Genomic DNA, 22,189 nt, shown 5'->3' with positions numbered 1-22,189 from the left:
ATGACCCACACGACGACCGACCAGCCGCCCCGGAGGGCCGGCGGCGCCCTGGTCCCGGTGCTCGCCTTCGCGGGCATCGTCGTCGCGGTGATGCAGACGCTGCTCGTGCCGGTCATCAAAGACCTGCCGCAGCTGCTGGACACCGCGCCCTCCAACGCCACCTGGGTCCTCACCTCGACCCTCCTGTCCGGCGCCGTGGCCACGCCCATCATGGGCCGGCTCGGCGACCTCTACGGCAAGCGGCGGATGCTGATCCTCAGCCTGGCCGTGATGGTGGTCGGCGCCCTGATCAGCGCCCTCACCAGCCAGCTGCTGACCATGATCGTCGGCCGTACCCTCCAGGGCTTCGCCATGGGCGCGATCCCGCTCGGCATCGGTCTGATGCGCGACATGCTGCCCCGCGAACGGCTCGGCTCGGCCATGGCCCTGATGAGTTCCTCCATCGGCGTCGGCGGCGGCCTCGCCCTGCCCGCCGCGGCCCTGGTCGCCCAGCACACCGACTGGCACGCCCTGTTCTACGGCGCCGCCGGCCTCGGCGTGCTGTCCATCGCCCTGACCCTGCTCGTCGTCCCCGAGTCCCCCGTGCGCGCCGAGGGCTCCTTCGACCTGCTCGGCGCCGTCGGCCTGTCCGGCGGACTGGTGCTCCTGCTGCTGCCGATCACCAAGGGCAGCGACTGGGGATGGTCGTCGGGCACGACGCTCGGCCTGTTCGCCGGGTCGGTCGTCGTCCTCGTGCTGTGGGGCCTGTACGAGCTGCGCAGCCAGGCGCCCCTGGTCGACCTGCGCACCACCGCGCGCCCTGCCGTCCTCTTCACCAACCTCGCCTCGATCATGGTCGGCGTCGCGTTCTACGTCGTCTCCCTGGTCCTGCCCCAGCTGCTCCAGCTGCCGAAGGCCACCGGCTACGGCCTCGGCCAGTCCATGGTCGTCGCGGGCCTGTGCGTGGCCCCGCTGGGTCTGACGATGATGTTCACGGCGCCGGTGTACGCCCGGCTGTCCGCCCGGTACGGCCCGAAGACCACCCTCATCATCGGCCTGCTGGTCATCGCGATCGGCTACGGCGGCGGGCTCGGCCTGATGGACGCCGCCTGGCAGACGATCGTCACCTCCGTGATCCTCGGCGCGGGCATCGGCCTCGCCTACTCCTCGCTGCCCGCGCTGATCGTCGGCGCGGTGCCGGCCTCGGAGACCGGCGCGGCGAACGGCCTCAACACCCTGATGCGGTCCATCGGCACCTCGGTGTCGAGCGCCGTCGTCGGGATGGTGCTGGCCAACACGGCGCAGAACGCCGGCGGCGTCGCGATCCCGACCATGCACGGGTTCCGGGTGTCCTTCCTGATCGCGACGGCCGCGGTGGCGGTGGGTCTGCTGCTCGCGCTGTTCCTGCCCAGGGCCTCCCGGCCGGGTCCGCAGCACACACAGCTGCGGGCCAGCAGCGAGGAGGACGCCGTGCTGGAGCGGGCCGAGGAGGTGCTGCGGGGCTTCCGCGGCCGGGTGCTGGGCGCCGACGGCGTTCCGGTCGCCCGGGCCAGGGTCACGCTGATCGACCGGCGGGGCCGGCAGGAGGGCGCGACCGTCACCGACGAGGACGGCAGCTATGCCCTCGCCGTGCCGGCGCAGGGGGCGTACGTCCTCGCCGCGAAGGCCTCCGGCCACGGGCCGCGGGCCTCCGCCGCCACGCACTCCGGTGAGGAGCGGGCCGTCGAGCTGGATCTTTCGCTGCCCGGGGAGACCGTGAGCGCCTAGCCGCACGGCCCCGCGCCCCTCCGCGGCGCCTGCCGCACCCCCCGTCGACGCGCCGACGGGGGGTGCGGCAGCATGGGCGCCCGGAACAGCCGTACGACCGGAAGGCCCCCATGTCCGCCACCGCCCCCAAGCCCGAGATCCTGGCCGCGTTCGAGGCGGCCAAGGGGTTCATGCCCGTGGACGAGGGGCTGGCGCTGTACGCGGCGGCGGTGGAGGCCGGGCGGCTGGGGCTGCCGCTGCTGGAGGTGGGGACGTACTGCGGCCGGTCCACCGTGCTGCTCGCCGACGCGGCCCGGGCGGCCGGGGTCACGGCGCTGACGGTGGACCACCACCGGGGCAGCGAGGAACAGCAGCCGGGCTGGGACTACCACGACCCGGAGACCGTCGACCCGGAGGTCGGCCTGATGGACACGCTGCCGGCCTTCCGGCGGACGCTGTTCAAGGCGGGCCTGGAGGAGCACGTGGTCGCCCTCGTGGGGCGCTCGCCGCAGATCGCCGCCCTGTGGAACACCCCACTCGGCCTCGTCTTCGTCGACGGCGGCCACACCGACGAGCACGCCGCCGCCGACTACGAGGGCTGGGCGCCGCACGTCGCCGAGGGCGGCCTCCTCGTCATCCACGACGTCTTCCCGGAACCCGAGGACGAGTTCACCGGCCAGGCGCCGTACCGCGTGTACCTGCGGGCCCTCGGGTCCGGGGCGTTCACCGAGGTCTCGGTGACCGGCTCCCTGCGTGTCCTGCGGCGAACCGGAGCGGGGATCTGACGGCCCGGTTAGAGTCGCAACGTGTCCTACCTAGGCCCCGAGTTCGATCCCCCGCAGTCGCGCCGGTCCCGGCGTGGTCCGTTGGCTGTGGCGCTCGCCGCGCTGGTGCCCGGCGCGTTGCTCGGCTGGGTGGTGTACGAGGCGGTGGGCGGCGGCGCCGGGAAGGGCGGCGCGGACCGTACGGCGTCCGCGGCGCCCGTGTCCGGTACGGCCGGCGCGTCCGCGCCGTCGGCCCACGCCGCGTCCCCTTCCTCGTCCTCTTCGTCCTCTTCCTCCGCTTCCTCCGTCTCCTCCACCGACGACGGCAAGCGGCCCTCGGGTGCGGCCGGGGCCGGCCCGCTCAAGGGCAAGGTCGTCGTCATCGATCCCGGGCACAACCCCGGCAACTTCCAGCACACGGCCGAGATCAACCGCAAGGTGAACATCGGCACGAACTGGAAGGAGTGCGACACCACCGGGACGTCCACCAACGGCGGTTACACCGAGGCCCGGTTCACCCTGGACGTCGCGCACCGGCTGCGCGCGCTGCTGGAGAAGCAGGGCGCCACGGTGAAGCTGACCCATGACGGCGGCAGCCCCGCCTGGGGGCCCTGCGTCGACCAGCGGGCGCGGGCCGGCAACGAGGCGCACGCGGACGCGGCGATCTCCATCCACGCCGACGGCGCCGCCGAGGGCGACCGCGGCTTCCACGTGATCCTGCCGGGGCCCGTGCACGCCGGTGCCGCCGACACCCGGCACATCGTCGGCCCCTCGCACGACCTCGGTGTGCGCATCGCGGGCGACTTCGTGCGCGAGACCGGTGAGCCGGCGTCCAACTACCTGGGCCACGGTACCGGTCTCGTCACACGCACGGACCTGGGCGGTCTCAATCTGTCAACGGTTCCCAAGGTGTTCATCGAGTGCGGCAACATGCGCGATAGCAAGGACGCGGCACTGCTGACCAGCGGGGCCTGGCGACAGCGGGCGGCACAGGGGATCTCTGAGGGAATCGTGAGTTTCCTGCGTCGGTCGTGACCGGCGGGTGGATGCGGCCGGACACCGGGATCTTGTGGACGGTAGTGTCTACCGACGACGAGACGACCTACGAAGGACCTAAGGTGAATATCCGCTCCCTCACTAGAGGCGACGGCGTGGTGATCGTGGCAGCGGTTGCGCTGCTCATCGCGTCGTTCCTCAGCCTCTACTCGATCGACGGAGTCAGTAGCTCGGAGATCCCCAACGCCTGGAGCAGCGGGCCCGTCTTGTTGGGTGTCGTCCTGGCGGGCATCATCGGGGCCGCGCTGATCGTCGTCGCTCGCGGGCTGCCGCAGGCACCCAAGGTCGCGGGTCTCGACCTCGGTCACTTCGGCGTCGCGTTCACCGTCTTCGCCGCTTGGAGTGCGCTCGGGAACATCTTCGACCCGGCCAGCGGCATCGACAACATCGGCAACAGCTCCGACAGCGGCCTGAGTGCCGGCGGTGGCCTCATCCTCGCCCTGATCGCCTCGCTCGTCATGGCCGCCGCCGCCATCGCCACCCCCCTGGTCCCCGCCCTCCAGGCCGCTCTGCTCCCGGCCCCCAAGCCGGCCGCCCCGCAGCCCTACGGCGCCCAGCCGCCCGGGGGTTACGGCTACCCGGGTGCCCAGCCGCAGCCGGGCCAGCCGTACGGTGCGCAGCCGCAGCCGGGGCAGCCGTTCGGGCAGCAGCCGGCCGCGCAGGGTGCTCCGGCCGCCGCGCAGCCGCCCGCCGGTGACTTCTCGCCGTTCTGGTTCGCCGTGCCGGTGACCCGTCCGCTGTTCGCGGAGGACGGTTCGCCCAACCCGATCGCCGAACTGGCGCCGGGCACCTGGTACCTGGCCGTGGAGCAGCGTGGTGCCGCGCTCGTCGCGCAGACCCAGGACGGCCGCCGTGGCGTCCTGCAGGACACCACCGGGATTCAGCGCGGCTGAGTCCGCCGCAGCCGTCGCACACGGCCCCTCGCCCGTCCGGGCGGGGGGCCGTTGCCGTCGTACGGCCGCTCCCGACAAGGGAATTGACGGTGTGCCGGGACGGCGGACCTCCTAGCTGCTTCCCCTGAGCTGGGAGGCGGACGGCACCTTGTCCTCGACCGGGGCGCCGGCGCTCGCGCCCGCTCCCTTGACCTTGTCGATGGTGTCGTTGAAGGAGTTCACCGCGCTGCCGTCGCCCTTGCGGAGCCTGGACGGCAGGTCCTTCAGGCCGGCGATGGCGGAGTCGAGCGGCGCGAGCGCCTTGGACAGCGTGGGGTCGGCCTGGGCGTTGCGGACGGCGGCCTTGAGGCGGTTGTAGGCGAAGGCGCCGGCGACGGCGGCCTTGACGAGGGCCGTCTTGCGGCCGTGGGCGCCCTTCTTGAACTTCCCGGCCTTGTAGGGCTTCACGATCCACTGGTAGGTCGCGCCGGCCGCGAGACCGGCGTCCACGACGAAGCGCGTCCTGGCGAACCTGCGCTTCTCCGCGGAGGTCGTGGGGCCGGGGGTGGCGGCGGCCGGGACGGTCTGCAGGGCCGGTACCGCCGCGGTGTCCTTCGTGGTGGCCCTCTCGCTGCTCCCGCAGGCGGTGGAACCGGCCAGCAGGGCAAAGCACAGGGTGAGCGCCACGCAGAGGCGCCGTACGGGTACGGGCACGGGATCCTCCGGTACCTCTCCTCCCCGAGCGGTTGGCTTCCTCCGGCAGCGTCGCCCGGGGTGGCCGGGGGCGCCACTCGGCGCCCGCCGTTCGGGTTTCACCGGTCGCGGCCCGGCAATCCGGAAGGTATGTCCCCTCGATATCGCAACAGCGCGAATCAGGCCGGGACGGTCATCGCGGTCGTCGCCGACATCATGGCCGTGATCCTCGGCCTGTGGATCCTGATGTATCTGCTGGACGCCAACCGCGCCAACAGCCTGGTGCAGTTCGTCCACCAGGCCGCCGCCTGGCTGGCCGGCTGGTCGCACGACCTGTTCACCTTCGACGAGGCGTGGGCCCGGGTGGTGGCCGGGTACGGTCTGGCCGCGGTGGTGTACCTGTTCGTCGGCCACGCCATCGCCAACCGGATGCACCGGCACTGAGTACCCGGCGCTGGGCCCCGGCTAGGCGCAGCAGTCGGGGTCCAGGCCGGCCGGGAGGTGTTCCCCGCCGAAGACCGCGCAGGTGGGCTCGTGGCCGCCGAGCGCGGCGACGGCGAGGAGCAGGGCGCCGGCCGTCCAGGTGGTCAGTTCGCGGGGCCAGACGGCGTCGTCGTCGAAGACGTAGCCCGTCCAGTACAGGCCGCTGTCCGGATCGCGCAGGTGCTGGATGGACTGCAGGATCTCCAGGGCCCGGTCCGACTCGCCCACCGCCCACAGGGCGAGGGCGAGTTCGCTGGACTCGCCGCCGGTGACCCACGGGTTGGGGACCACGCAGCGCACGCCGGTGTCCGGCACCACGAACCGGTCCCAGGACGCGGCGATGCGGGCCCTGGCCTCCTCGCCGGTGAGCGCGCCGCCGAGGACCGGGTAGTACCAGTCCATCGAGTAGCGGTCCTTGTCGAGGAAGCGCTCGGGGTGCCGGCGGATCGCGTGGCGCAGCGCGCCGACGGCCAGCTCCCAGTCGGGCTGCGGCTCTTCACGCTGCTCGGCGATGGCGAGGGCGCAGCGCAGCGCGTGGTGGATGGAGGAGCTGCCGGTGAGCAGGGCGTCGGGGGCGGGGGTGCCGTCGTCGTCGCGGCGCCAGCCGATCTGGCCGCCGGGCTGCTGCAGCGCGAGCACCCACTCGATGGCCGCGTAGACGGTGGGCCACATGCGGTCCAGGAAGGTGTCGTCGCCGGTGGAGAGGTAGTGATGCCAGACACCGACGGCTATGTAGGCGACGAAGTTGGACTCGCGGGCGCGGTCGGTGACGTCGTCGTGGGCGCCGTCGGCGTAGGCGGCGTACCAGGAGCCGTCCTCGTTCTGGTGCCGGGCGAGCCACCGGTAGGCCCGCTCGGCGGCCTCGTGTTCGCCGGCCGCGTCCAGGGCCATCGCGGCCTCGGTGTGGTCCCAGGGATCCAGGTGGTGGCCGCGGAACCAGGGGATCGCGCCGTCCTCCCGCTGGTTGGCGAGGATGCCGCGGACGGTCGCGGCGGCCTGCCCGGCGGTGAGGACCCCGGGCAGGACGAGGTGTTCTGTCCGGGGGGTGGTCACTTGGCGTCCACCCGGGGCAGGTGCGGCTTGGTGGCGTAGACGACGAAGCTCTTGCCGATCAGCGGGTTCAGCGCCTGTTCGGCGACCCGGGTGGCCAGCGGCTTCTTCATGATGTCCCAGACCAGCAGCTTGTGGTACGCCCGCACCGGCAGCGCCTTGTCGTTGTCGACGCCGAAGGCGCACTTCAGCCACCAGTACGGCGAGTGCAGGGCGTGCGCGTGGTGGCTGCCGTACGGCTTCAGGCCCGCCTCGCGGATCTTCGCGACGAGTTCGTCGGCCCTGTAGATGCGGATGTGGCCGCCCTCGACCTCGTGGTAGGCGTCGGACAGCGCCCAGCAGACCTTCTCGGGGCCGTAGCGCGGCACGGTGACGGCGATCCGGCCGCCCGGCCTGAGCACGCGGACCATCTCGGCGAGCACGCCCTTGTCGTCGGGGATGTGCTCCATCACCTCGGAGATGATGACCACGTCGAAGGACTCGTCGGGGAAGGGCAGCGCGAGGGCGTCGCCCTCCAGGGCGGTGGCGGTGGCGCCCTCCGGTGCCTCTCCGGCCTCCTTCATCGCCGCGAACCACTTGGCGACCTCGCGGATCTCGTCGCCGTTCCGGTCCAGGGCCACGACCTGGGCGCCGCGCCGGTAGCACTCGAAGGCGTGCCGGCCGGCCCCGCAGCCGAGGTCCAGGACGCGGTCGCCCGGGGCGAGCGGGAACCGGGAGAAGTCGACGGTCAGCACGTGGCCCTGCTTTCGGAGGAGACGCCTGCAGTTGCTGGGGCCGCGAAGCGGCCGGGAGTGGGGGAGCCGATGCCTGCCGGGGTGCGGCCGCCGGAGCGGGGGCCGGTGGAGCGGCCGGCGCGGGCGATGGCCTCGCGGTACTGGGCGACCGTGCCCTCGGCGGCCCGCGCCCAGGTGAAGTGCCGCAGCACCCGTTCGCGGCCCGCGCGGCCGAGCCGCACCCGGAGCTCGGGGTCCCCGAGCAGCCGGCCGAGTCCGGCGGCCAGCGCGCCCGCGTCGCCCGGCGGTACGGCCAGGCAGGTCTCGCCGTCGCGTCCGGCGACCTCGGGGATCGCGCCGCCGGTGGTGGCGAGCAGCGGGGTGCCGGTGGCCATGGCCTCGGCGGCGGGCAGCGAGAAGCCCTCGTAGAGGGAGGGCACGCAGGCGACCTCGGCGGAGCGGATCAGGTCGACGAGTTCGGCGTCGGAGATGCCCTTGACGAACTCCACGGCGCCTTCGAGGCCGTACCGCTCGATCGCCGCCGCGACCGGCCCCTCCGCGGGGCGTTTGCCGACGACGACGAGATGCGCGGCGGGATGCTCGGTGCGCACCTTGGCGAGGGCCTCCACCAGGAACACCAGTCCCTTGAGCGGCACATCGGCGCTGGAGGTGGTGACGATCCGGCCCGGCACCTCGCGCACGGCGGGATTCGGCGCGAACAGATCGGTGTCGGCGCCGATGTGCACGACGTGCACCCGCTCCTCGCGGACGCCGAGGTGGTCGACGATCTCCTGCCGGGAGGTGCCGGAGACGGTCAGGACGGAGGGCAGCCGGCGCGCGACGCGCTTCTGCATCCGGGTGAAGGCGTACCAGCGGCGCACCGACCAGCGGCGCTGCCAGCCGTCGGCGGCGTCCAGCTCCAGCTGCCGGTCGACGGTGATGGGGTGGTGGACGGTGGTGACCAGGGGGGCGCCGATGTCGCCCAACAGGCCGTAGCCGAGGGTCTGGTTGTCGTGGATGACGTCGAACTCGCCGCGCCGGGCGCGCAGATGGCGGCGGGCGCGCAGGGAGAAGGTCAGCGGCTCGGGGAAGCCGCCGGTCCACATCGTGGCGACCTCCAGGGCGTCGATCCAGTCCCGGAACTCCTCCCGCCCGGGGGTGCGGAAGGGGTCGGGCTGGCGGTAGAGGTCGAGGCTGGGCAGCTCGGTCAGGGTGAGTCCGGGGTATCCCTCGTCGAGCACGGGGTACGGCTGCGAGCCGATGACCTCGACGCGGTGGCCGAGCCGGGCCAGTTCGCGGGAGAGGTGCCGTACGTAGACTCCCTGGCCGCCGCAGAACGGGTTCCCTTTGTAGGTGAGGAGCGCGATGTCGAGCGGTCGCTCTCCCCCGCTCTCGGCTCCGCTCGAGCGGGAGGGGCCCCCACCGGCGGCAGGGTCGGGACGGGCGCCCGCCACCCGGGCCTCAGCGGTCACTGACGTGCCCCCTTCTGCCTGCACTGTCCCGCGAGACTACGCGGGACGCTAACCTAGAACAAGTTTCAGACTTGATCGTTCAAGAGGCTCTGAATCTACCGGCAGGTAAGGGCGCTGTGAGCGGTGGATCAGGTGATTCGCGCCACGGCCCGGCGCCCTGCCATGCTGTTCGATCACGTGCCCCACAGACGCCTTCACCGACTGTCACGGAACGGTGCCCATGCCTGCGGAAGCCAGTGTTTCGAGGCCGGTCTCAGCGCCGCTCACCGAGCGTCAGGAGGCCCGCCGCCGGCGGATCCTGCACGCGAGCGCCCAACTGGCCGGCCGCGGCGGTTTCGACGCCGTGCAGATGCGTGAGGTCGCCGAGTCCTCCCAGGTGGCCCTCGGCACGCTGTACCGCTACTTCCCGTCCAAGATCCATCTGCTGGTGGCGACGATGCAGGACCAGTTGGAGCACCTGCACGCCACGCTGCGGAAGAAGCCGCCGGCGGGTGACACGGCCGCCGAGCGGGTCGCCGGGACCCTGATGCGGGCCTTCCGGGCGCTGCAGCGCGAGCCGTATCTGGCCGAGGCGATGGTCCGCGCGCTGACCTTCGCCGACCGCAGCGTCTCGCCGGAGGTCGACCAGGTATCCCGGCAGACGACGCTGATCATCCTGGACGCGATGGGCCTGGAGGACCCCACGCCCGAGCAGTTGTCGGCGGTCCGGGTGATCGAGCACACCTGGCACTCGGCGCTGATCACCTGGCTCTCCGGGCGTGCCTCCATCGCGCAGGTCAAGATCGACATCGAGACGGTGTGCAGGCTGATCGACCTGACGGAGCCGGGCCGTTCGCGCTGAGGCCCGGCCCGGCGTTCAGGCGACCGTCAGCCCCTTCCAGCTCCGGCCGGCCGCCGTCTGCCCGGCCCACTGCTCGAGCAGGCGCCGGGCCTCCTCCCCGGGGGCGGCCAGGGCGACCGGCTGGGCGCCCGCGTGCACGGTGCGGTCCTTGCGAGGCCGGCCGTCGGCCGGGAGATCAGCCCAGATCGCGGTCGGTCAGCGGGCGCGAGTGGGATTCGATCACTTGGTACATCTGCCGCAGACATGAGTACAGCGATCCGGTCCCGTCTTCGAAGAAGAGCGCACCGTACCTGAATTGACGCTGGCTCTCCTGGTCGTGACTGAGGATCGGCATGATCACAAATCTCCGGTCAATGAGAATGAAATGAAGTCGTATCATTGCCGGGGACAGTCGAACGCGACAGGACAGCGGGTACCGTCTTTGGCACGAGCTGACGTACTCCAAGTACTCCTTGAACGGCGGATCCACATGGAAGGGTATAGGCCCTTCCAGCAGATCTCGCGGGACCTGTACGACTCGCCGGTGAAAAGGCCCCGAATCGGTGGAATGGCTGCGAATGGCCTCCTTGATGGCGGCATAGAAGTCCTCACGGGCCGGGCGAGTTTCGTCAGCAATACCCAGGTCACCCGTCTGATACTGCTCGAACGGCTCCCATAAGTCCACGAACGTCAGACTGTCACGTGCGCCCCGGATTATTTCCGCAGCCTTCCTGTAGGATGCCCCGACTCCCGCATCGGCTACATATTCAACGGCGATTCCCGAGGTCATGGCCATGCGACCGAGGACGGTGCCGACCTGGTTGGAGTACTCCTGCAGAATTTCCTTCACCTGGTCAAGGCCGTCGGAATGCTTCTGAACCTGCAATCCCAGCAGAACCGCGGTGCACGCCCCCACGATCACCACACAGAACAATCCGATGGTTATGGCATTGTGATGACTGAGCCACTCCTGGAGCAGCTGCTGCGCCACGACGCCCAAGGAGAACGTGACCACCGGTGTGAATATCGAGTACAGCAGTCGACGTGGAACCGCCAGCCCAAGAATGCTGAAACGCCGCTCCCCCATGCCCACCCTCTAGACTTCGTGCCCCATGTTCCGCTTGTCCAGGTACGACTGCCGCAGCTCAGGCCGATCGGTGAGATCTTCGACCCGGAGTTGAGTGGTCTTCTCCACGGAAATTCCGCCGTCGACGAGCGACTGGACCTTCTGCGGGTTGTTGGTCAGCAGATCCACCGCACGAATGCCGAAGTACCGCAGCACCCCGATGGCCGACCTGTAGTTCCGGGCATCACTGTCCCCGAGGAGATCCGCGTAGGCCTTGCTCTGCGGAATCCCCCTGCTTCGCGAATACTCCGCCACCGCCATAAATGCCTGATGACCGAAGCCGCGGCCATCCTGCATAAGGACGACAATAATCCCCGCCCCGTTCTTCACGATCAGCTGCTGGGCCATCAGCATCTGCTCGACGCAGTCGCATTCGGCGGAAAGCAGGACGTGTGACGACATGCAGTACGAGTGAATCCGGCACAGCGGCGCCGAGGTGGACGTCAGGTCGCCGTACTGAATGCTGGCGACCTCTCGCACGCCGTCGTAGAAGAGTGATTCCCTCCATTCGCCGGTGACGGTGCGCAATGATCGGCTCTGCAGGTGGGTGACTAGGTTATTCTGCGAAATTGCATCGCTCACTCGGGCAGTGTATACCGATGGAGAAGCCGAACGGGAGTAAACGCCCCGGGACTTGTGCCGCCGCGATTCTCGGCTGTGCCCGGAGTGACAGAAGATTCATTCGGGACCAGAGGCTGCCTGCCGCCCCGTCCCCGTCCGGCTTCCTCACCTCATTCCAGGACCGGTTGACGGTCGCGGGACTGCAGGACGTGCGGCGGGGCACGAACCAGTGGTCCACGGAGCCGAGTCATGCGGCCGGCCGGCCGGCTGTCCCGGCGTCTGATGTCCAACGTGCTGGTCACGGTGACCGGCCCGGAGACGGCGAGCGCGACCTCGTACTTCACGACGTACCGCGTCGACGGGTACGCAGCGGGCCTGCTCCCCGCCGGTCCGCCCGTCCAGGTGGGGCATTACGTGGACGCCTTCCGCCGGGCCGGCGGCAGCTGGCTGATCGCCTCCCGCACCCTGCACCTCGCCTTCGGCGGTGAGACCCCGAAGGCCGGCGCCGGTCTCACCCGAAGTCCAGGTTCCTGACCAACTCCTCGGCCGGGGGGAGAAGTTCGGTCACCTGCCGGGTCATCGTGGGGTTGGACCAGTCCATGACCCGGGGGCCGGCCGGGGTGAGCATCACGTTGCCGGGGTGCGGATCCAGGTGCAGGACGCGGGAGTGCGGGTCGGCCGGGTCGCGTCCCGGTACGGCGTGCAGCCGGCGCAGCAGGGAGGCGAGCAGCGCGCCCGCGTCCTGGGCGCTCACCCGGCCGTCCCCGAGGGCCTCGAGCAGGGTGGGCCCGGACAGCCGCTCCATCACCAGCTCGGTGCGCGACCCGGTGGGCCGTACCCGCGGATCCGGACAGCCGTGCTGCCGTACGTACGTCATCACGGCGCCCTCGGCCGCCGCGTCCCCCGGCCCTCGCGGTCCCGGCGCAGCACCCAGGCGTCGTCGATCTCGTACACGTCGGCCGAACGGCCCGAGCCCAGCAGTCTCCCCGTCTCCGTCATGACCGTGACCCTGGTCACCGCGAGCGCGTGGGCACAGCCACTGATCAGCCCGCGCAGGGCTGCCGGTAAAGTGGCGTGAGTCGTCGTCACACCCGTACGGGGGGAAGCCGGTGCGATTCCGGCGCTGGCCCTCCCCCACGCTCTCGACTTCGCTCGAGCCCGGGGCGCCCCCAACCGTGAGCCGTCACACCGATGGTGAGCCGGAATGCCCCGGGCGGGACGTTGACCGGCTCGCGTGCGCCGGCGGTCCGCCGCGCACGGCACCGTCGAGGTTTACGGAGCCGAGCCGCCCGGGGGTCTCCCGTGCGCTGCCGGTTCCCCGCAGAGAGGCAGTCGCCGACCATGAACGTCCGCCGCAGTGCCGCGGCTCTCGCCGCCGTAGGCGTGCTGGCCGCCGCCGCGCCCGCCACGGCCGCCGGCCAGTCCCCGTCGCCGTCTCCCAAGGTCGCCGTGCCGTCCGGTCTGTACGGAAAGTCCGACCCGACCTACGACGGCGTCTGGCGGCAGTCGCTGACGCTCGTCGCCCAGCGCACCCTCGGCTACCGGCCCGCCGCCAAGGCGGTCGACTGGCTCACCGGGCAGCAGTGCGCGAACGGCGCCTTCGCCGCGTTCCGCGCCGACCCGGCCAAGGCCTGCGACGCCAAGGTCGTGGTGGACACCAACAGCACGGCCGCCGCGGTCCAGGCCCTCGAGGCCGTCGGCGGGCACGACGACGCCGTCGGCAAGGCGGTCACCTGGCTGAAGTCCGTGCAGAACAAGGACGGCGGCTGGGGGTACTCGCCGGGCGGCGCCAGTGACACCAACTCCACCTCCGTCGTCATCGGCGCGCTCACGGCGGCGGGCACGGACCCGGCGTCCGCGAAGGCGTCGGGCAGGTCCCCGTACGACTTCCTCGCCGCCATGTCCCTTCCCTGCGGCAAGGCCGGCGGCGGCGCCCTCGCCTACCAGCCGGACAAGAAGGGCAAGCTCGCCGCCAACGCGGACGCCACGGCGGCCGGGGTGCTCGGCGCGCTCGGCAAGGGGTTCGCGGCCGAGGCCGGCAAGGCGCCCGCGAAGGACGCGTGCGCCGGGGCCGGCCACCCCGCCCCCGCACGGATCGCCGACAACGCGGGCGCGTATCTCGCGGCGGCCGTCGCCAGGACCGGTCACCTGCAGTCCACGCTCCCCGGCGCCAAGGACCAGCCGGACTACGGCAACACGGCGGACACCGTCGTGGCGCTCGCCGCGGACGGCCGCACCGAGCCGGCGAAGAAGACCTACGCCTGGCTGGAGAAGAACGCCGGGCCCTGGGCGGCGCAGAGCGGCCCCGCGGCGTACGCGCAGCTGATCCTCGCCGCGCACGCCGTCGGCGCGCAGCCCGGCGACTTCGGCGGCACCAGCCTGGTCCGGTCCCTCTACGCCCTGGGCCCGGCGCCGGCCATGGACGGCGCCACGCACGCCACCAAGAAGCCGGGCAGGTCCGACGGCGGTTCGAGCTTCGGCGTGTGGTGGTTCGTCGGCGTCTGCCTCGTCGCCGGCATCGGCGTCGGCTTCCTGCTCAGCGGCCGGAAGAAGCAGCAGCCGTGAGTGCCGTCCGCCGCGCCGCGAGCGTCCTGCCGGCCGCGTTCCTGCTCCTGGCCGCCGCGGCCCCGGCGCACGCCACCGGGTACCGCTACTGGTCCTTCTGGGAGCGGACGGCGGGCGGTTCGGGCGGTTGGGTGTACGCCACGCAGGGTCCGTCGACCGCCCGTCCCGACGACGGCGCGGTGGAGGGCTTCCGCTTCGCGGTGAGCGAGGACTCGGCGGACGCGAGCCGGCCGCGCGGGGCGGCGGACTTCGGCACCATCTGTGCGGGGACGCCCGCCAGGTCCGGCACGAAGCGGGTGGCCGTCGTCCTCGACTTCGGCACCCCGGCCGACGCACCGTCCGGCGAGACGCCGCCGGCCCGCCGTACGGCCTGCGCGCGGATCCCGGCCGGCGCGACGGCCGCGGACGCCCTCGCGGCCGTAGCCCCGCCGCTGCGGTACGACACCAACGCCCTGCTGTGCGCGATCGCCGGGTTTCCGAAGAAGGGGTGCGGCGAGCAGGTTTCCGGCTCCGCGGGCGAGAAGGCCACCGCCGGGGAGAAGAAGAGCGGTTCGGACGGCGGGCCCTCGCTGGGGTTGCCGGTCGGCGCCGGGGTGGTGGCCGTGCTGGCGGGCGCGGCGGTGTGGCAGTACCGGCGGCGACGCGATGACTCCGCCTGACCGCGGGCCGGCCGGGGCCGACCGCGCCCACGCGGCTCAGCCGCACACCGGTACGGCCCGCGCTCCTCACGGGACGCTCGTTCATCCCGGCGCCTGGTGGCTCTGGGCGCTGAGCCTCGGCACCGCCGCCACCCGCACCACCAACCCCCTCCTGCTCGCCCTGCTCATATCCGCCTCCGCCTACGTGGTGGCGACGCACCGCACCGACACCCCGGCCGCCCGCGCCTACCCGGCCTTCGCCAAGCTCGCCCTCGCCGTGCTTCTCGTCCGCCTCCTGTTCGCGGCGGCGCTGGGCTCGCCCATCCCCGGCACCCACACCCTGCTCACCCTGCCCGAAGTCCCCCTGCCGCACTGGGCGCAGGGCATCCGGCTGGGCGGCGCGGTCACGGCGGAGGCGCTCGTCTTCGCCGCCTACGACGGCCTCAAGCTGGCCACCCTGCTGATCTGCGTCGGCGCGGCCAACGCCCTCGCCGGCCCGACCCGGCTGCTGAAATCCCTCCCCGGCGCCCTGTACGAGACCGGTGTCGCCGTGGTCGTCGCGCTGACCTTCGCCCCGCATCTCATCGCCGACGTCCAGCGTCTGCGCGCCGCCCGCCGGCTGCGCGGCCGCCCGGACCGGGGCCTGCGCGGCCTGCTCCAGGTCGGACTGCCAGTGCTGGAGGGCGCGTTGGAGCGTTCGGTCGCGCTCGCCGCCGCGATGGAGGCCCGGGGCTACGGCCGCGGTGCCCGGGTTCCCGCACGGGTGCGCCGTACGACGGCCGCGCTCACCCTCGGCGGTCTGCTCGGCGTGTGCGCGGGCAGCTACGGTCTGCTCACCGCGGAGGGCGGCGGCTACGCCGTCCCGCTGCTCCTCGCCGGTGTGGCCGCCGCGCTCGCGGGGCTGCGGCTCGGCGGCCGGCGCTCGCTGCGCACCCGGTACCGGCCCGATCCGTGGGACGTACGGGCCTGGCTGGTGGCCGGCTCCGGCGCCGCGGTCGCCGCGCTGCTCAGCCTGGCCGCCGCCCGCGACCCGGAGGCGCTGCACCCGGGTGTCGTCCCCCTCGTCTCCCCCGGACTTCCCCTGTGGCCCGCCGCGGCGGTCCTCCTCGCCCTGGTCCCCGCCTTCGCCGTACCCGAGAAGCACAAGGAGCCGTCGTGATCCGCTTCGAGGACGTCAGCGTCACCTACGACGGGGCCGCCGGACCCGCCGTCCAGGGCGTCGACTTCGAGGTGCCCGAGGGCGAACTGGTGCTGCTCGTCGGGCCGTCCGGGGTCGGCAAGTCGACCGTGCTCGGCGCGGTGAGCGGACTGGTGCCGCACTTCACCGGCGGCACCCTGCGCGGGCGGGTCACGGTGGCCGGCCGGGACACCCGTACCCACAAGCCGCGCGAACTCGCCGACGTGGTCGGCACGGTGGGCCAGGATCCGCTCGCCCACTTCGTGACCGACACCGTCGAGGACGAACTCGCCTACGGCATGGAGTCCCTCGGCCTCGCGCCCGAGGTGATGCGGCGCCGGGTCGAGGAGACCCTCGATCTGCTGGGCCTCGCCGGGCTGCGCGACCGGCCGATCGCCACGCTCTCCGGCGGGCAGCGGCAGCGGGTCGCGATCGGCTCGGTCCTCACGCCGCATCCCCGGGTGCTGGTGCTGGACGAGCCGACGTCCGCGCTGGATCCGGCCGCGGCGGAAGAGGTCCTCGCCGTGCTGCAGCGGCTGGTCCACGACCTCGGTACGACGATCCTGCTCGCCGAGCACCGTCTCGAGCGGGTCCTCCACTACGCCGACAGGGTGGTGCTGCTCCCGGCGCCGGGCGAGCCGCCGGCCGTCGGCACCCCGCCGGAGGTGATGGCCGTCTCGCCTGTCTTCCCTCCGGTGGTGGACCTGGGCCGGCTGGCCGGCTGGTCGCCGCTTCCGCTGACCGTGCGGGACGCTCGGCGCAGGGCCGGTGAGCTGCGGGAACGCCTTTCCGCGGCAGCAAGGGGCGGCACCTCTCCGTCGGTGACCGCGGGTCCGTCCGGGCTGGTCGCGCCCACGCGGCGGAGCCGCACACCGATACCGCCCGCGCCCCCTCGGGGCGCTCCCAAGCGCAGGCGCCTTTTCCGTCGCCGCCCCGCCCTCGCACCGGAGCCCCACGGCACCTCTGTCGCCGAGATCCGCGCCCTGTCCGTCCACCGCGGCCGCGTACCCGCCCTGCGCCGCACAGACCTCACCGTCGCCGCGGGCGAGACCATCGCCCTCATGGGCCGCAACGGCGCCGGAAAATCCACCCTGCTCGGCTCCCTGGCCGGACTGCTCGCGCCCACCACCGGCACCGTCACCGTCGCAGGCGCCGTACCCCACCGCACGGCGCCGCCCGATCTGGTGCGCCGCGTCGGCCTGGTCCCCCAGGAGCCCCGGGACCTCCTCTACGCCGACACGGTCGCCGACGAGTGCGCGGCGGCCGACCGGGACGCGGGCGCGGAGCCCGGTACCTGCCGGGCGCTGGTGTCGGAGCTGCTGCCGGGGATCACGGACGGCACCCACCCCCGCGACCTGTCCGAGGGGCAGCGCCTGGCGCTGGCGCTGGCCGTCGTGCTGACCGCCCGCCCGCCCCTGCTGCTGCTCGACGAGCCGACCCGCGGCCTGGACTACGCGGCCAAGGCCCGCCTGGTGGCCGTCCTGCGCGCCCTCGCCGCCGAGGGCCATGCGATCGTGCTGGCCACGCACGACGTGGAGCTGGCGGCCGAGATCGCGCACCGGGTGGTGCTGCTGGCGGAGGGGGAGGTCATCGCCGACGGTCCGACGGCGCAGATCGTCGTCTCCTCGCCGTCCTTCGCCCCGCAGGTGACGAAGATCCTCGCTCCGCAGCAGTGGCTCACGGTGACCGAGGTCCGCGAGGCCCTGGCATGAGCCCGAAGAGCCGCATCGGCCCTGTCCGCCCCGCCCGGCTGCACGCCGTCCGCCTCGGCCCGCGTTCGCTCGCCGCGCTCGTGCTGGCCGGGGCCGTCGGGGTGGTCGCGTTCGGGTGGCCCTTTCTCACTCCGCCGGAGTCCCGGCTGAGCGCCCACGCCCAGGACGCGCCCTGGCTCTTCGCGGGCCTCCTGGCCCTCCTGGTCGCGGTGGTGGCCGCCACGATCTCGGAGTCGGATCTGGGGCCGAAAGCCGTGGCGATGCTGGGCGTGCTGGCCGCGACGGGCGCCGCGCTGCGGCCGGTCGGCGCGGGTACGGCCGGGATCGAGCCGATGTTCTTCCTGATGGTGCTCAGCGGACGCGTGCTGGGCCCCGGCTTCGGCTTCACGCTGGGCTCGGTGACGATGTTCGCGTCCGCCCTGCTCACGGGCGGGGTCGGGCCGTGGCTGCCGTTCCAGATGCTGGCGATGGGCTGGTTCACGATGGGTGCCGGGCTGCTGCCGGGCGCGGTCCGGCTGCGCGGCCGTGCGGAACTGGTGCTCCTGGCGGTCTACGGCTTCCTCGCCGCCTTCGCCTACGGCACCGTCATGAATCTGGCCGGCTGGCCCTTCATGGGCGGCGCCGCCTCGGACATCTCCTTCGACGCCCACGCCTCCGTGGCCGCCAACCTGGCCCGCTTCACCGCCTATTGCCTGGCCACGTCGCTCGGCTGGGACCTGGGCCGGGCCCTGTGCACCGTGCTGCTGACCCTCGCTCTCGGCCCGGCGGTGCTGCGCGCGCTGCGCCGGGCCACCCGGCGCGCCGCCTTCGAGACCGCGGTCACATTCGACGGCCCGGAGCGCTCACCCAGCGGATCGACGGCTTCACCCACCGGAAGCGAGACGGTGAAGCGCCCCACATGACGCAGGTCACCTACGACGCCGGGCCGTAGTCCTGAATGTCCGATACATCCTTTTGGGCACCCCTGCTGACCTGCGGTTTGCGACCCGCGTCACACACTCGGCGATTCCGCCCCATCCGGCCACAACTAGTAAAAGGGGTCATTGCGGACGGCTTTTCGGGCTGCTTCTCTGGACGACGTCGCCAGGCGCCACGAGCCCCTACGGGCCGGGCGCCGACGCATGAAGGTCACAGCGCGTGGCCCACCCCATGCGGGCGATCCCCTGTCCCCGACGCAAGAGGTACTCCGTGTCCGTCTCCTTCATCCGCCGCATCGCTTCCCCGAAGAAGGCCCTCACCACCGCCGCCGTGGCCGCCGCCACCGCCGGTATGGCTCTGTCCGCGGCGCCCGCCCAGGCCGCGGCCCCCGCATCGGCCTCCTCCGCCCAGGCGATCGCGCACAAGATGATCCCGGACGCCGCGCAGTTCAACGCGTTCAGCAAGATCGTCTCGCATGAGAGCGGCTGGAATCCGACCGCGACCAACTCCTCGTCCGGCGCCTACGGCCTGGTCCAGGCCCTGCCGGGCTCGAAGATGGCTTCCGCCGGCAGCGACTGGAAGACCAACCCGGCCACCCAGATCAAGTGGGGCCTGGACTACATGAACTCCCGCTACGGCAGCCCCGTGAAGGCCTGGAACTTCTGGCAGGCCAACGGCTGGTACTGAGCCGTCCACAGCCGCCGAAGGCGGCGGCCCCCGATCCCCGGGCCGCCGCCTTCGGCGTTTCCGCGTCCCCGCGTGGTCGACTGGGGCGGTGAGCGCAGCGGATGACACATCGCCGGACGAGCCGTACGACCCGGAGGCGCGCGGGCTGCGCCTGGTGTCCGTCCTGCTGGTCCTCACCATGGTCAGCGGACTCATCGACGCCGTGAGCTATCTGGGGCTCGGCCGCGTCTTCACCGCCAACATGACCGGCAACGTGGTCGTCCTGGGCTTCGCGGCGGCCGGCGCGCCCGGCTTCTCCGTGCCCCACACGGCGACCTCGCTCGCCTGCTTCCTGCTCGGCGCGGTGACCGGCGGCCGGCTCGCGGCCCGCGTCGGCCGGAGTTCGCGCCGCACGTGGACCCGCCTCACCCTCACCACGGAGGCCGTACTCGTGGCCCTGTCGGCGGCGGTCGCCTTCGCCTGGCCGCACGCCACCGCGACGGTGTACGCCCTGATCGCCCTCACCGGCTACGCGATGGGCCTGCGCAACGCCACCGTCCGCAAGCTGCGCGTCGCCGACCTCACCACCACCGTCCTGACCATGACCCTGACCGGTCTGGCCTCCGAGTCCCGCGTCGGCGACGCCACCGGCCACCGCTCTCCGCGCCGCACGGCCTCGGTCCTCGCCCTGCTCGCCGGCGCCTGCCTGGGCGCGTGGCTGGTCCTCCACCACGGCCTGGGCATCCCCCTGCTCATCGCGGCGGCGGCTTCGGGCACGCTTGCGCTCCTGGCCTCGGGCCGCGAGTGAGCGCCGGGAGGATCACTCGGCGGCCGTGGCGGGCCGGTCTCACGAGGGGCGGCTCGCCGAGGTCGAGCGTGGGCGGGGCGCCGCGCCCGGTCAGCGCTGCCCTTCCGGCACGGCGAGCGGGGCCTCGGACTCCTCGCGGGCCGCCGTCGCCGTGCCGAGACGGGCTCGCGGGCCCTGGAACACGTACGACAGCCCGAAGCCCGCCGAGACCACCACCGCGCCGCCGACCGCGTCCAGCACCCAGTGGTTGCCGGTGGCGATGATCGCCGAGACGGTGAAGAGGGGGTGCAGGAGGCCGAGGGCCTTCATCCACCACTTCGGGGCGATGACCGCGATGACGACACCGCACCACAGGGCCCAGCCGAAGTGCAGCGAGGGCATCGCCGCGTACTGGTTGGTCAGGGCCGTCAGCGTGCCGTAGTCCGGCTTGGCGAAGTTCTGCGCGCCGTGGACGGTGTCGATGATGCCGAGGGTCGGCATCAGGCGCGGCGGGGCCAGGGGGAACAGCCAGAAGCCGATCAGGGCGAGGAAGGTGGCGAAGCCCAGGGAGGCGCGGGCCCAGCGGTAGTCGACGGGGCGGCGCCAGTAGAGGATGCCGAGGACCGTCAGCGGGACCACGAAGTGGAAGGACTCGTAGTAGAAGTCGAAGAAGTCCCGCAGCCAGCCGGTCCGCACCACCGCGTGGTTGGCCCAGTGCTCGATGTCGATGTGCAGGAACCGCTCGGCGTCCAGCACCATGTGCCCGTGGTGCTCGGCGCGCGCCCGGCCGCCGGAGATGGTGCCGCCGGTCGCGGCGAGCCGGACCTGGGAGTAGGCGGCGTACACCACCCGGATCAGCAGCAGCTCCAGCAGGAGGTTGGGGCGGGTGAGGACCCTGCGCAGGACGGGCAGCAGGGGGACGTGGCGGAAGCGGGCCGGGACCGCCGGCGCGTACTCGGCCGGGACGGGCCGCTGGTAGGTGGGGGACGTCCGGGACAGGAACGGTACGGCCGTGGCGGCGGCCAGCGCGGCGATCAGGACGAGGTTGTCGCGCAGCGGGTGCATCACCGCCATGTTCGGCAGCATCATCTTCGCCGGCAGGGTCGTCACCAGGACCATCGCGACCGGCCAGACATAGCGGTCGGAGGCGCGTGTGCCGACCCGGCCGGCCATGGCGAGCAGCACCCACAGCAGCTGGTGCTGCCAGGCGGTCGGGGACACGGCGACGGCGGCGCAGCCGGTGATCGCCACGGCGAGCAGCAACTGGCCGTCGTGGGCGTAGTGGACGGCGCGGCGCAGGGCGAGGGCGGCGACGACGGCGCCCAGGGAGAGGAAGAGCCCGATCTCCAGGGGGCCGGTCAGGCCCAGGCGGAGCAGGGCGCCGTGCAGGGACTGGTTGCCGAGGGCGTCGGCCTTGCCACCGAGGCCCACCCCGGCCATGTGGTGCACCCAGTACGTGTACGAGTCGTGCGGCAGCGCCGCCCAGGCGAGCGCGGCGCAGGCGGTGAAGGTGACGGCGGTGGCGGCGGTGGCCCGGCGGCGGCCGGTGAACCACAGCAGCGGGGCGAACAGCAGCATGGCCGGCTGCAGCGCGGCGGCCAGGCCGATGCACACCCCGCTGCCCCGCTCTCCGCGTACGGCGAAGCAGCCGAGCAGGACGAGCAGCACCGGGATGATGCTGGTCTGGCCGAGCCACAGGGCGTTGCGCACCGGCAGCGACAGCATGAGCAGGCTGATCGCGACGGGCGCGGCCAGCAGGGAGGTGCGGCGGCCGACCGGCTGGGGCAGCGCGCGGGCGGCCACCAGGCCGAGGGCGACGACCAGCAGAAGGGTGCCGAAGGTCCAGCCCCAGCCGAGGGCGGCCTGCGCGGACCGGGTGAGGGGTTTGAGGACCAGGCCGGCGAAGGGGGTGCCGGTGAACCGGGTCGAGTCGTAGAGCGAGCCCTTCACGTGCAGGACGCCGTGCGGGCCGACCCAGGTCTCCAGATCGGTCAGCCGCTCGCCGCTCGGCGTGGTGAGGACCACGGTCAGCTGCCGTACCGCGAGGATGGCGGCCACCGCCCACAGGGCGAGCCGCGCCGCGCGCAGCCGCGCACCGGCCGGTGCCCTGCCGAGGGTGTCCGCCGGTCGCCCGCTGTGCTCCACGTTCGCCACGCCTCGTCGGCCTCCCGCCCCGTCGTCCCGGCGCCGGGCACGCCGGATGCTGCTCAGAACCCTATGAGGGTCCTGGTCCCCCGGAGAAGGACGCAGGTTACCGCGACTTCACCTGACGTCCGTTCTCCTTTTGTCCGGAAGACGATAGTCGGGGGCCCGGACGGTTGCCCCGCCGGGGCGCGACAAGGATCACAGCGTCCGGCGGGATCGGCTGGTCGTGGACGGGCAGACGTACCT

The 22,189-nt window shown here is 72.7% G+C and carries 21 protein-coding genes and 2 pseudogenes; 14 read left to right on the top strand and 9 right to left on the bottom strand.

All coding sequences use genetic code 11. The features are described from left to right. From OG956_RS25965 to OG956_RS25950, 4 genes are all read left to right on the top strand, one after another. Positions 1–1,746, top strand: coding sequence for an MFS transporter (locus OG956_RS25965; protein ID WP_330340401.1), 1,746 nt, complete (start codon positions 1–3; stop codon positions 1,744–1,746). A 110-nt stretch (positions 1,747–1,856) separates the two neighbouring features. Beyond that, complete coding sequence (locus OG956_RS25960) at positions 1,857–2,510, top strand: class I SAM-dependent methyltransferase (RefSeq protein WP_330340400.1); 654 nt, start codon at positions 1,857–1,859, stop codon at positions 2,508–2,510. A 21-nt stretch (positions 2,511–2,531) separates the two neighbouring features. Further along, complete coding sequence (locus tag OG956_RS25955) at positions 2,532–3,524, top strand: N-acetylmuramoyl-L-alanine amidase (RefSeq protein ID WP_330340399.1); 993 nt, start codon at positions 2,532–2,534, stop codon at positions 3,522–3,524. 83 nt (positions 3,525–3,607) lie between these two features. Further along, positions 3,608–4,438, top strand: coding sequence for a hypothetical protein (locus OG956_RS25950; protein ID WP_330340398.1), 831 nt, complete (start codon positions 3,608–3,610; stop codon positions 4,436–4,438). A 111-nt stretch (positions 4,439–4,549) separates the two neighbouring features. On the opposite strand, the gene OG956_RS25945 is transcribed toward OG956_RS25950, so the two are convergent. After that, positions 4,550–5,131: a hypothetical protein gene (locus OG956_RS25945; RefSeq protein ID WP_330340397.1), complete on the bottom strand. Its 582-nt coding sequence runs from the start codon at positions 5,129–5,131 to the stop codon at positions 4,550–4,552. Positions 5,132–5,260: 129 nt separating this feature from the next. Between OG956_RS25945 and OG956_RS25940 the strand changes: the two genes are divergently transcribed. Beyond that, positions 5,261–5,554, top strand: a complete 294-nt coding sequence (locus tag OG956_RS25940) for a hypothetical protein (RefSeq protein ID WP_330340396.1) — start codon at positions 5,261–5,263, stop codon at positions 5,552–5,554. A gap of 21 nt (positions 5,555–5,575) precedes the next feature. On the opposite strand, the gene OG956_RS25935 is transcribed toward OG956_RS25940, so the two are convergent. From OG956_RS25935 to OG956_RS25925, 3 genes are read right to left on the bottom strand one after another with little or no spacing between them, the layout of a single operon-like run. Next, positions 5,576–6,646 carry a prenyltransferase/squalene oxidase repeat-containing protein gene (locus OG956_RS25935; protein ID WP_330340395.1) on the bottom strand — a complete coding sequence of 357 codons (1,071 nt, stop codon included), beginning with the start codon at positions 6,644–6,646 and terminating at the stop codon, positions 5,576–5,578. Continuing rightward, positions 6,643–7,377, bottom strand: a complete 735-nt coding sequence (locus tag OG956_RS25930; RefSeq protein ID WP_330340394.1) for a class I SAM-dependent methyltransferase — start codon at positions 7,375–7,377, stop codon at positions 6,643–6,645. Before OG956_RS25930 ends, OG956_RS25935 begins: the two co-directional genes overlap by 4 nt. Then, positions 7,371–8,828 carry a glycosyltransferase family 4 protein gene (locus tag OG956_RS25925; protein ID WP_330340393.1) on the bottom strand — a complete coding sequence of 486 codons (1,458 nt, stop codon included), beginning with the start codon at positions 8,826–8,828 and terminating at the stop codon, positions 7,371–7,373. The genes OG956_RS25930 and OG956_RS25925 overlap by 7 nt, the downstream gene beginning before the upstream one ends. Positions 8,829–9,048: 220 nt before the next feature. Here OG956_RS25925 and OG956_RS25920 point away from each other — a divergent pair, with 220 nt between their 5' ends. Beyond that, complete coding sequence (locus OG956_RS25920; RefSeq protein WP_330340392.1) at positions 9,049–9,669, top strand: TetR family transcriptional regulator; 621 nt, start codon at positions 9,049–9,051, stop codon at positions 9,667–9,669. A gap of 15 nt (positions 9,670–9,684) precedes the next feature. Here OG956_RS25920 and OG956_RS25915 read toward each other — a convergent pair whose 3' ends face one another. The 3 genes from OG956_RS25915 to OG956_RS25905 are packed head-to-tail and all read right to left on the bottom strand — an operon-like array spanning position 9,685 to position 11,356. Further along, positions 9,685–9,807, bottom strand: a complete 123-nt coding sequence (locus OG956_RS25915; RefSeq protein ID WP_330340391.1) for a hypothetical protein — start codon at positions 9,805–9,807, stop codon at positions 9,685–9,687. Between the two features lie 37 nt (positions 9,808–9,844). Then, positions 9,845–10,735, bottom strand: coding sequence for a hypothetical protein (locus OG956_RS25910; RefSeq protein WP_330340390.1), 891 nt, complete (start codon positions 10,733–10,735; stop codon positions 9,845–9,847). Between the two features lie 9 nt (positions 10,736–10,744). Continuing rightward, positions 10,745–11,356 (bottom strand): hypothetical protein, encoded by a 612-nt coding sequence (locus OG956_RS25905; RefSeq protein WP_330340389.1) that lies wholly within the window; start codon positions 11,354–11,356, stop codon positions 10,745–10,747. A gap of 231 nt (positions 11,357–11,587) precedes the next feature. On the opposite strand from OG956_RS25905, the pseudogene OG956_RS25900 reads away from it, so the two are divergent. Beyond that, positions 11,588–11,869 (top strand): annotated as a pseudogene (locus tag OG956_RS25900) (nuclear transport factor 2 family protein); the annotation flags it as partial. A gap of 52 nt (positions 11,870–11,921) precedes the next feature. Here the strand turns inward: OG956_RS25900 and OG956_RS40255 are convergent. After that, a pseudogene (locus tag OG956_RS40255) lies at positions 11,922–12,334 on the bottom strand (phosphotransferase); the annotation flags it as partial. A 342-nt stretch (positions 12,335–12,676) separates the two neighbouring features. Between OG956_RS40255 and OG956_RS25885 the strand changes: the two are divergent. The 7 genes from OG956_RS25885 (at position 12,677) to OG956_RS25855 (ending at position 19,819) form a co-directional block, all read left to right on the top strand. Then, complete coding sequence (locus OG956_RS25885) at positions 12,677–13,900, top strand: prenyltransferase/squalene oxidase repeat-containing protein (protein WP_330340386.1); 1,224 nt, start codon at positions 12,677–12,679, stop codon at positions 13,898–13,900. Then, a complete protein-coding gene (locus OG956_RS25880) occupies positions 13,897–14,559 on the top strand; it encodes an SCO2322 family protein (RefSeq protein WP_330340385.1) in 663 nt (220 codons plus the stop codon). The genes OG956_RS25885 and OG956_RS25880 overlap by 4 nt, the downstream gene beginning before the upstream one ends. Continuing rightward, complete coding sequence (locus OG956_RS25875; protein ID WP_330340384.1) at positions 14,546–15,697, top strand: CbiQ family ECF transporter T component; 1,152 nt, start codon at positions 14,546–14,548, stop codon at positions 15,695–15,697. Before OG956_RS25880 ends, OG956_RS25875 begins: the two co-directional genes overlap by 14 nt. After that, entirely contained in the window at positions 15,694–17,427 is a 1,734-nt protein-coding gene (locus tag OG956_RS25870; RefSeq protein ID WP_330340383.1) for an ABC transporter ATP-binding protein, read from the top strand. Before OG956_RS25875 ends, OG956_RS25870 begins: the two co-directional genes overlap by 4 nt. Continuing rightward, on the top strand, positions 17,424–18,329 hold the full coding sequence (locus tag OG956_RS25865) for an ECF transporter S component (RefSeq protein ID WP_330340382.1): 906 nt from the start codon (positions 17,424–17,426) through the stop codon (positions 18,327–18,329). The genes OG956_RS25870 and OG956_RS25865 overlap by 4 nt, the downstream gene beginning before the upstream one ends. Before the next feature lie 286 nt (positions 18,330–18,615). Further along, on the top strand, positions 18,616–19,032 hold the full coding sequence (locus OG956_RS25860; protein ID WP_330340381.1) for a transglycosylase SLT domain-containing protein: 417 nt from the start codon (positions 18,616–18,618) through the stop codon (positions 19,030–19,032). An 88-nt stretch (positions 19,033–19,120) separates the two neighbouring features. Then, complete coding sequence (locus tag OG956_RS25855) at positions 19,121–19,819, top strand: YoaK family protein (protein WP_330340380.1); 699 nt, start codon at positions 19,121–19,123, stop codon at positions 19,817–19,819. 90 nt (positions 19,820–19,909) lie between these two features. Here OG956_RS25855 and OG956_RS25850 read toward each other — a convergent pair whose 3' ends face one another. Then, complete coding sequence (locus OG956_RS25850; protein WP_330340379.1) at positions 19,910–21,952, bottom strand: bifunctional glycosyltransferase 87/phosphatase PAP2 family protein; 2,043 nt, start codon at positions 21,950–21,952, stop codon at positions 19,910–19,912. Between the last annotated feature and the right edge of the window lie 237 nt (positions 21,953–22,189).

The sequence above is a fragment of the Streptomyces sp. NBC_00557 genome (assembly GCF_036345995.1).
Taxonomy (GTDB): Bacteria; Actinomycetota; Actinomycetes; order Streptomycetales; family Streptomycetaceae; genus Streptomyces.
The sequence above is the reverse complement of the archived record's forward strand: the minus strand, read 5'-3'. Positions and strand labels throughout refer to the sequence as shown.

Coding starts and splice junctions, on each gene's coding strand:
- OG956_RS25965 (WP_330340401.1), top strand. CDS start 1: ATGACCCACACGACGACCGACCAGCCGCCCCGGAGGGCCGGCGGCGCC.
- OG956_RS25960 (WP_330340400.1), top strand. CDS start 1,857: ATGTCCGCCACCGCCCCCAAGCCCGAGATCCTGGCCGCGTTCGAGGCG.
- OG956_RS25940 (WP_330340396.1), top strand. CDS start 5,261: ATGTCCCCTCGATATCGCAACAGCGCGAATCAGGCCGGGACGGTCATC.
- OG956_RS25920 (WP_330340392.1), top strand. CDS start 9,049: ATGCCTGCGGAAGCCAGTGTTTCGAGGCCGGTCTCAGCGCCGCTCACC.
- OG956_RS25910 (WP_330340390.1), bottom strand. CDS start 10,735: ATGGGGGAGCGGCGTTTCAGCATTCTTGGGCTGGCGGTTCCACGTCGA.
- OG956_RS25885 (WP_330340386.1), top strand. CDS start 12,677: ATGAACGTCCGCCGCAGTGCCGCGGCTCTCGCCGCCGTAGGCGTGCTG.
- OG956_RS25875 (WP_330340384.1), top strand. CDS start 14,546: ATGACTCCGCCTGACCGCGGGCCGGCCGGGGCCGACCGCGCCCACGCG.
- OG956_RS25865 (WP_330340382.1), top strand. CDS start 17,424: ATGAGCCCGAAGAGCCGCATCGGCCCTGTCCGCCCCGCCCGGCTGCAC.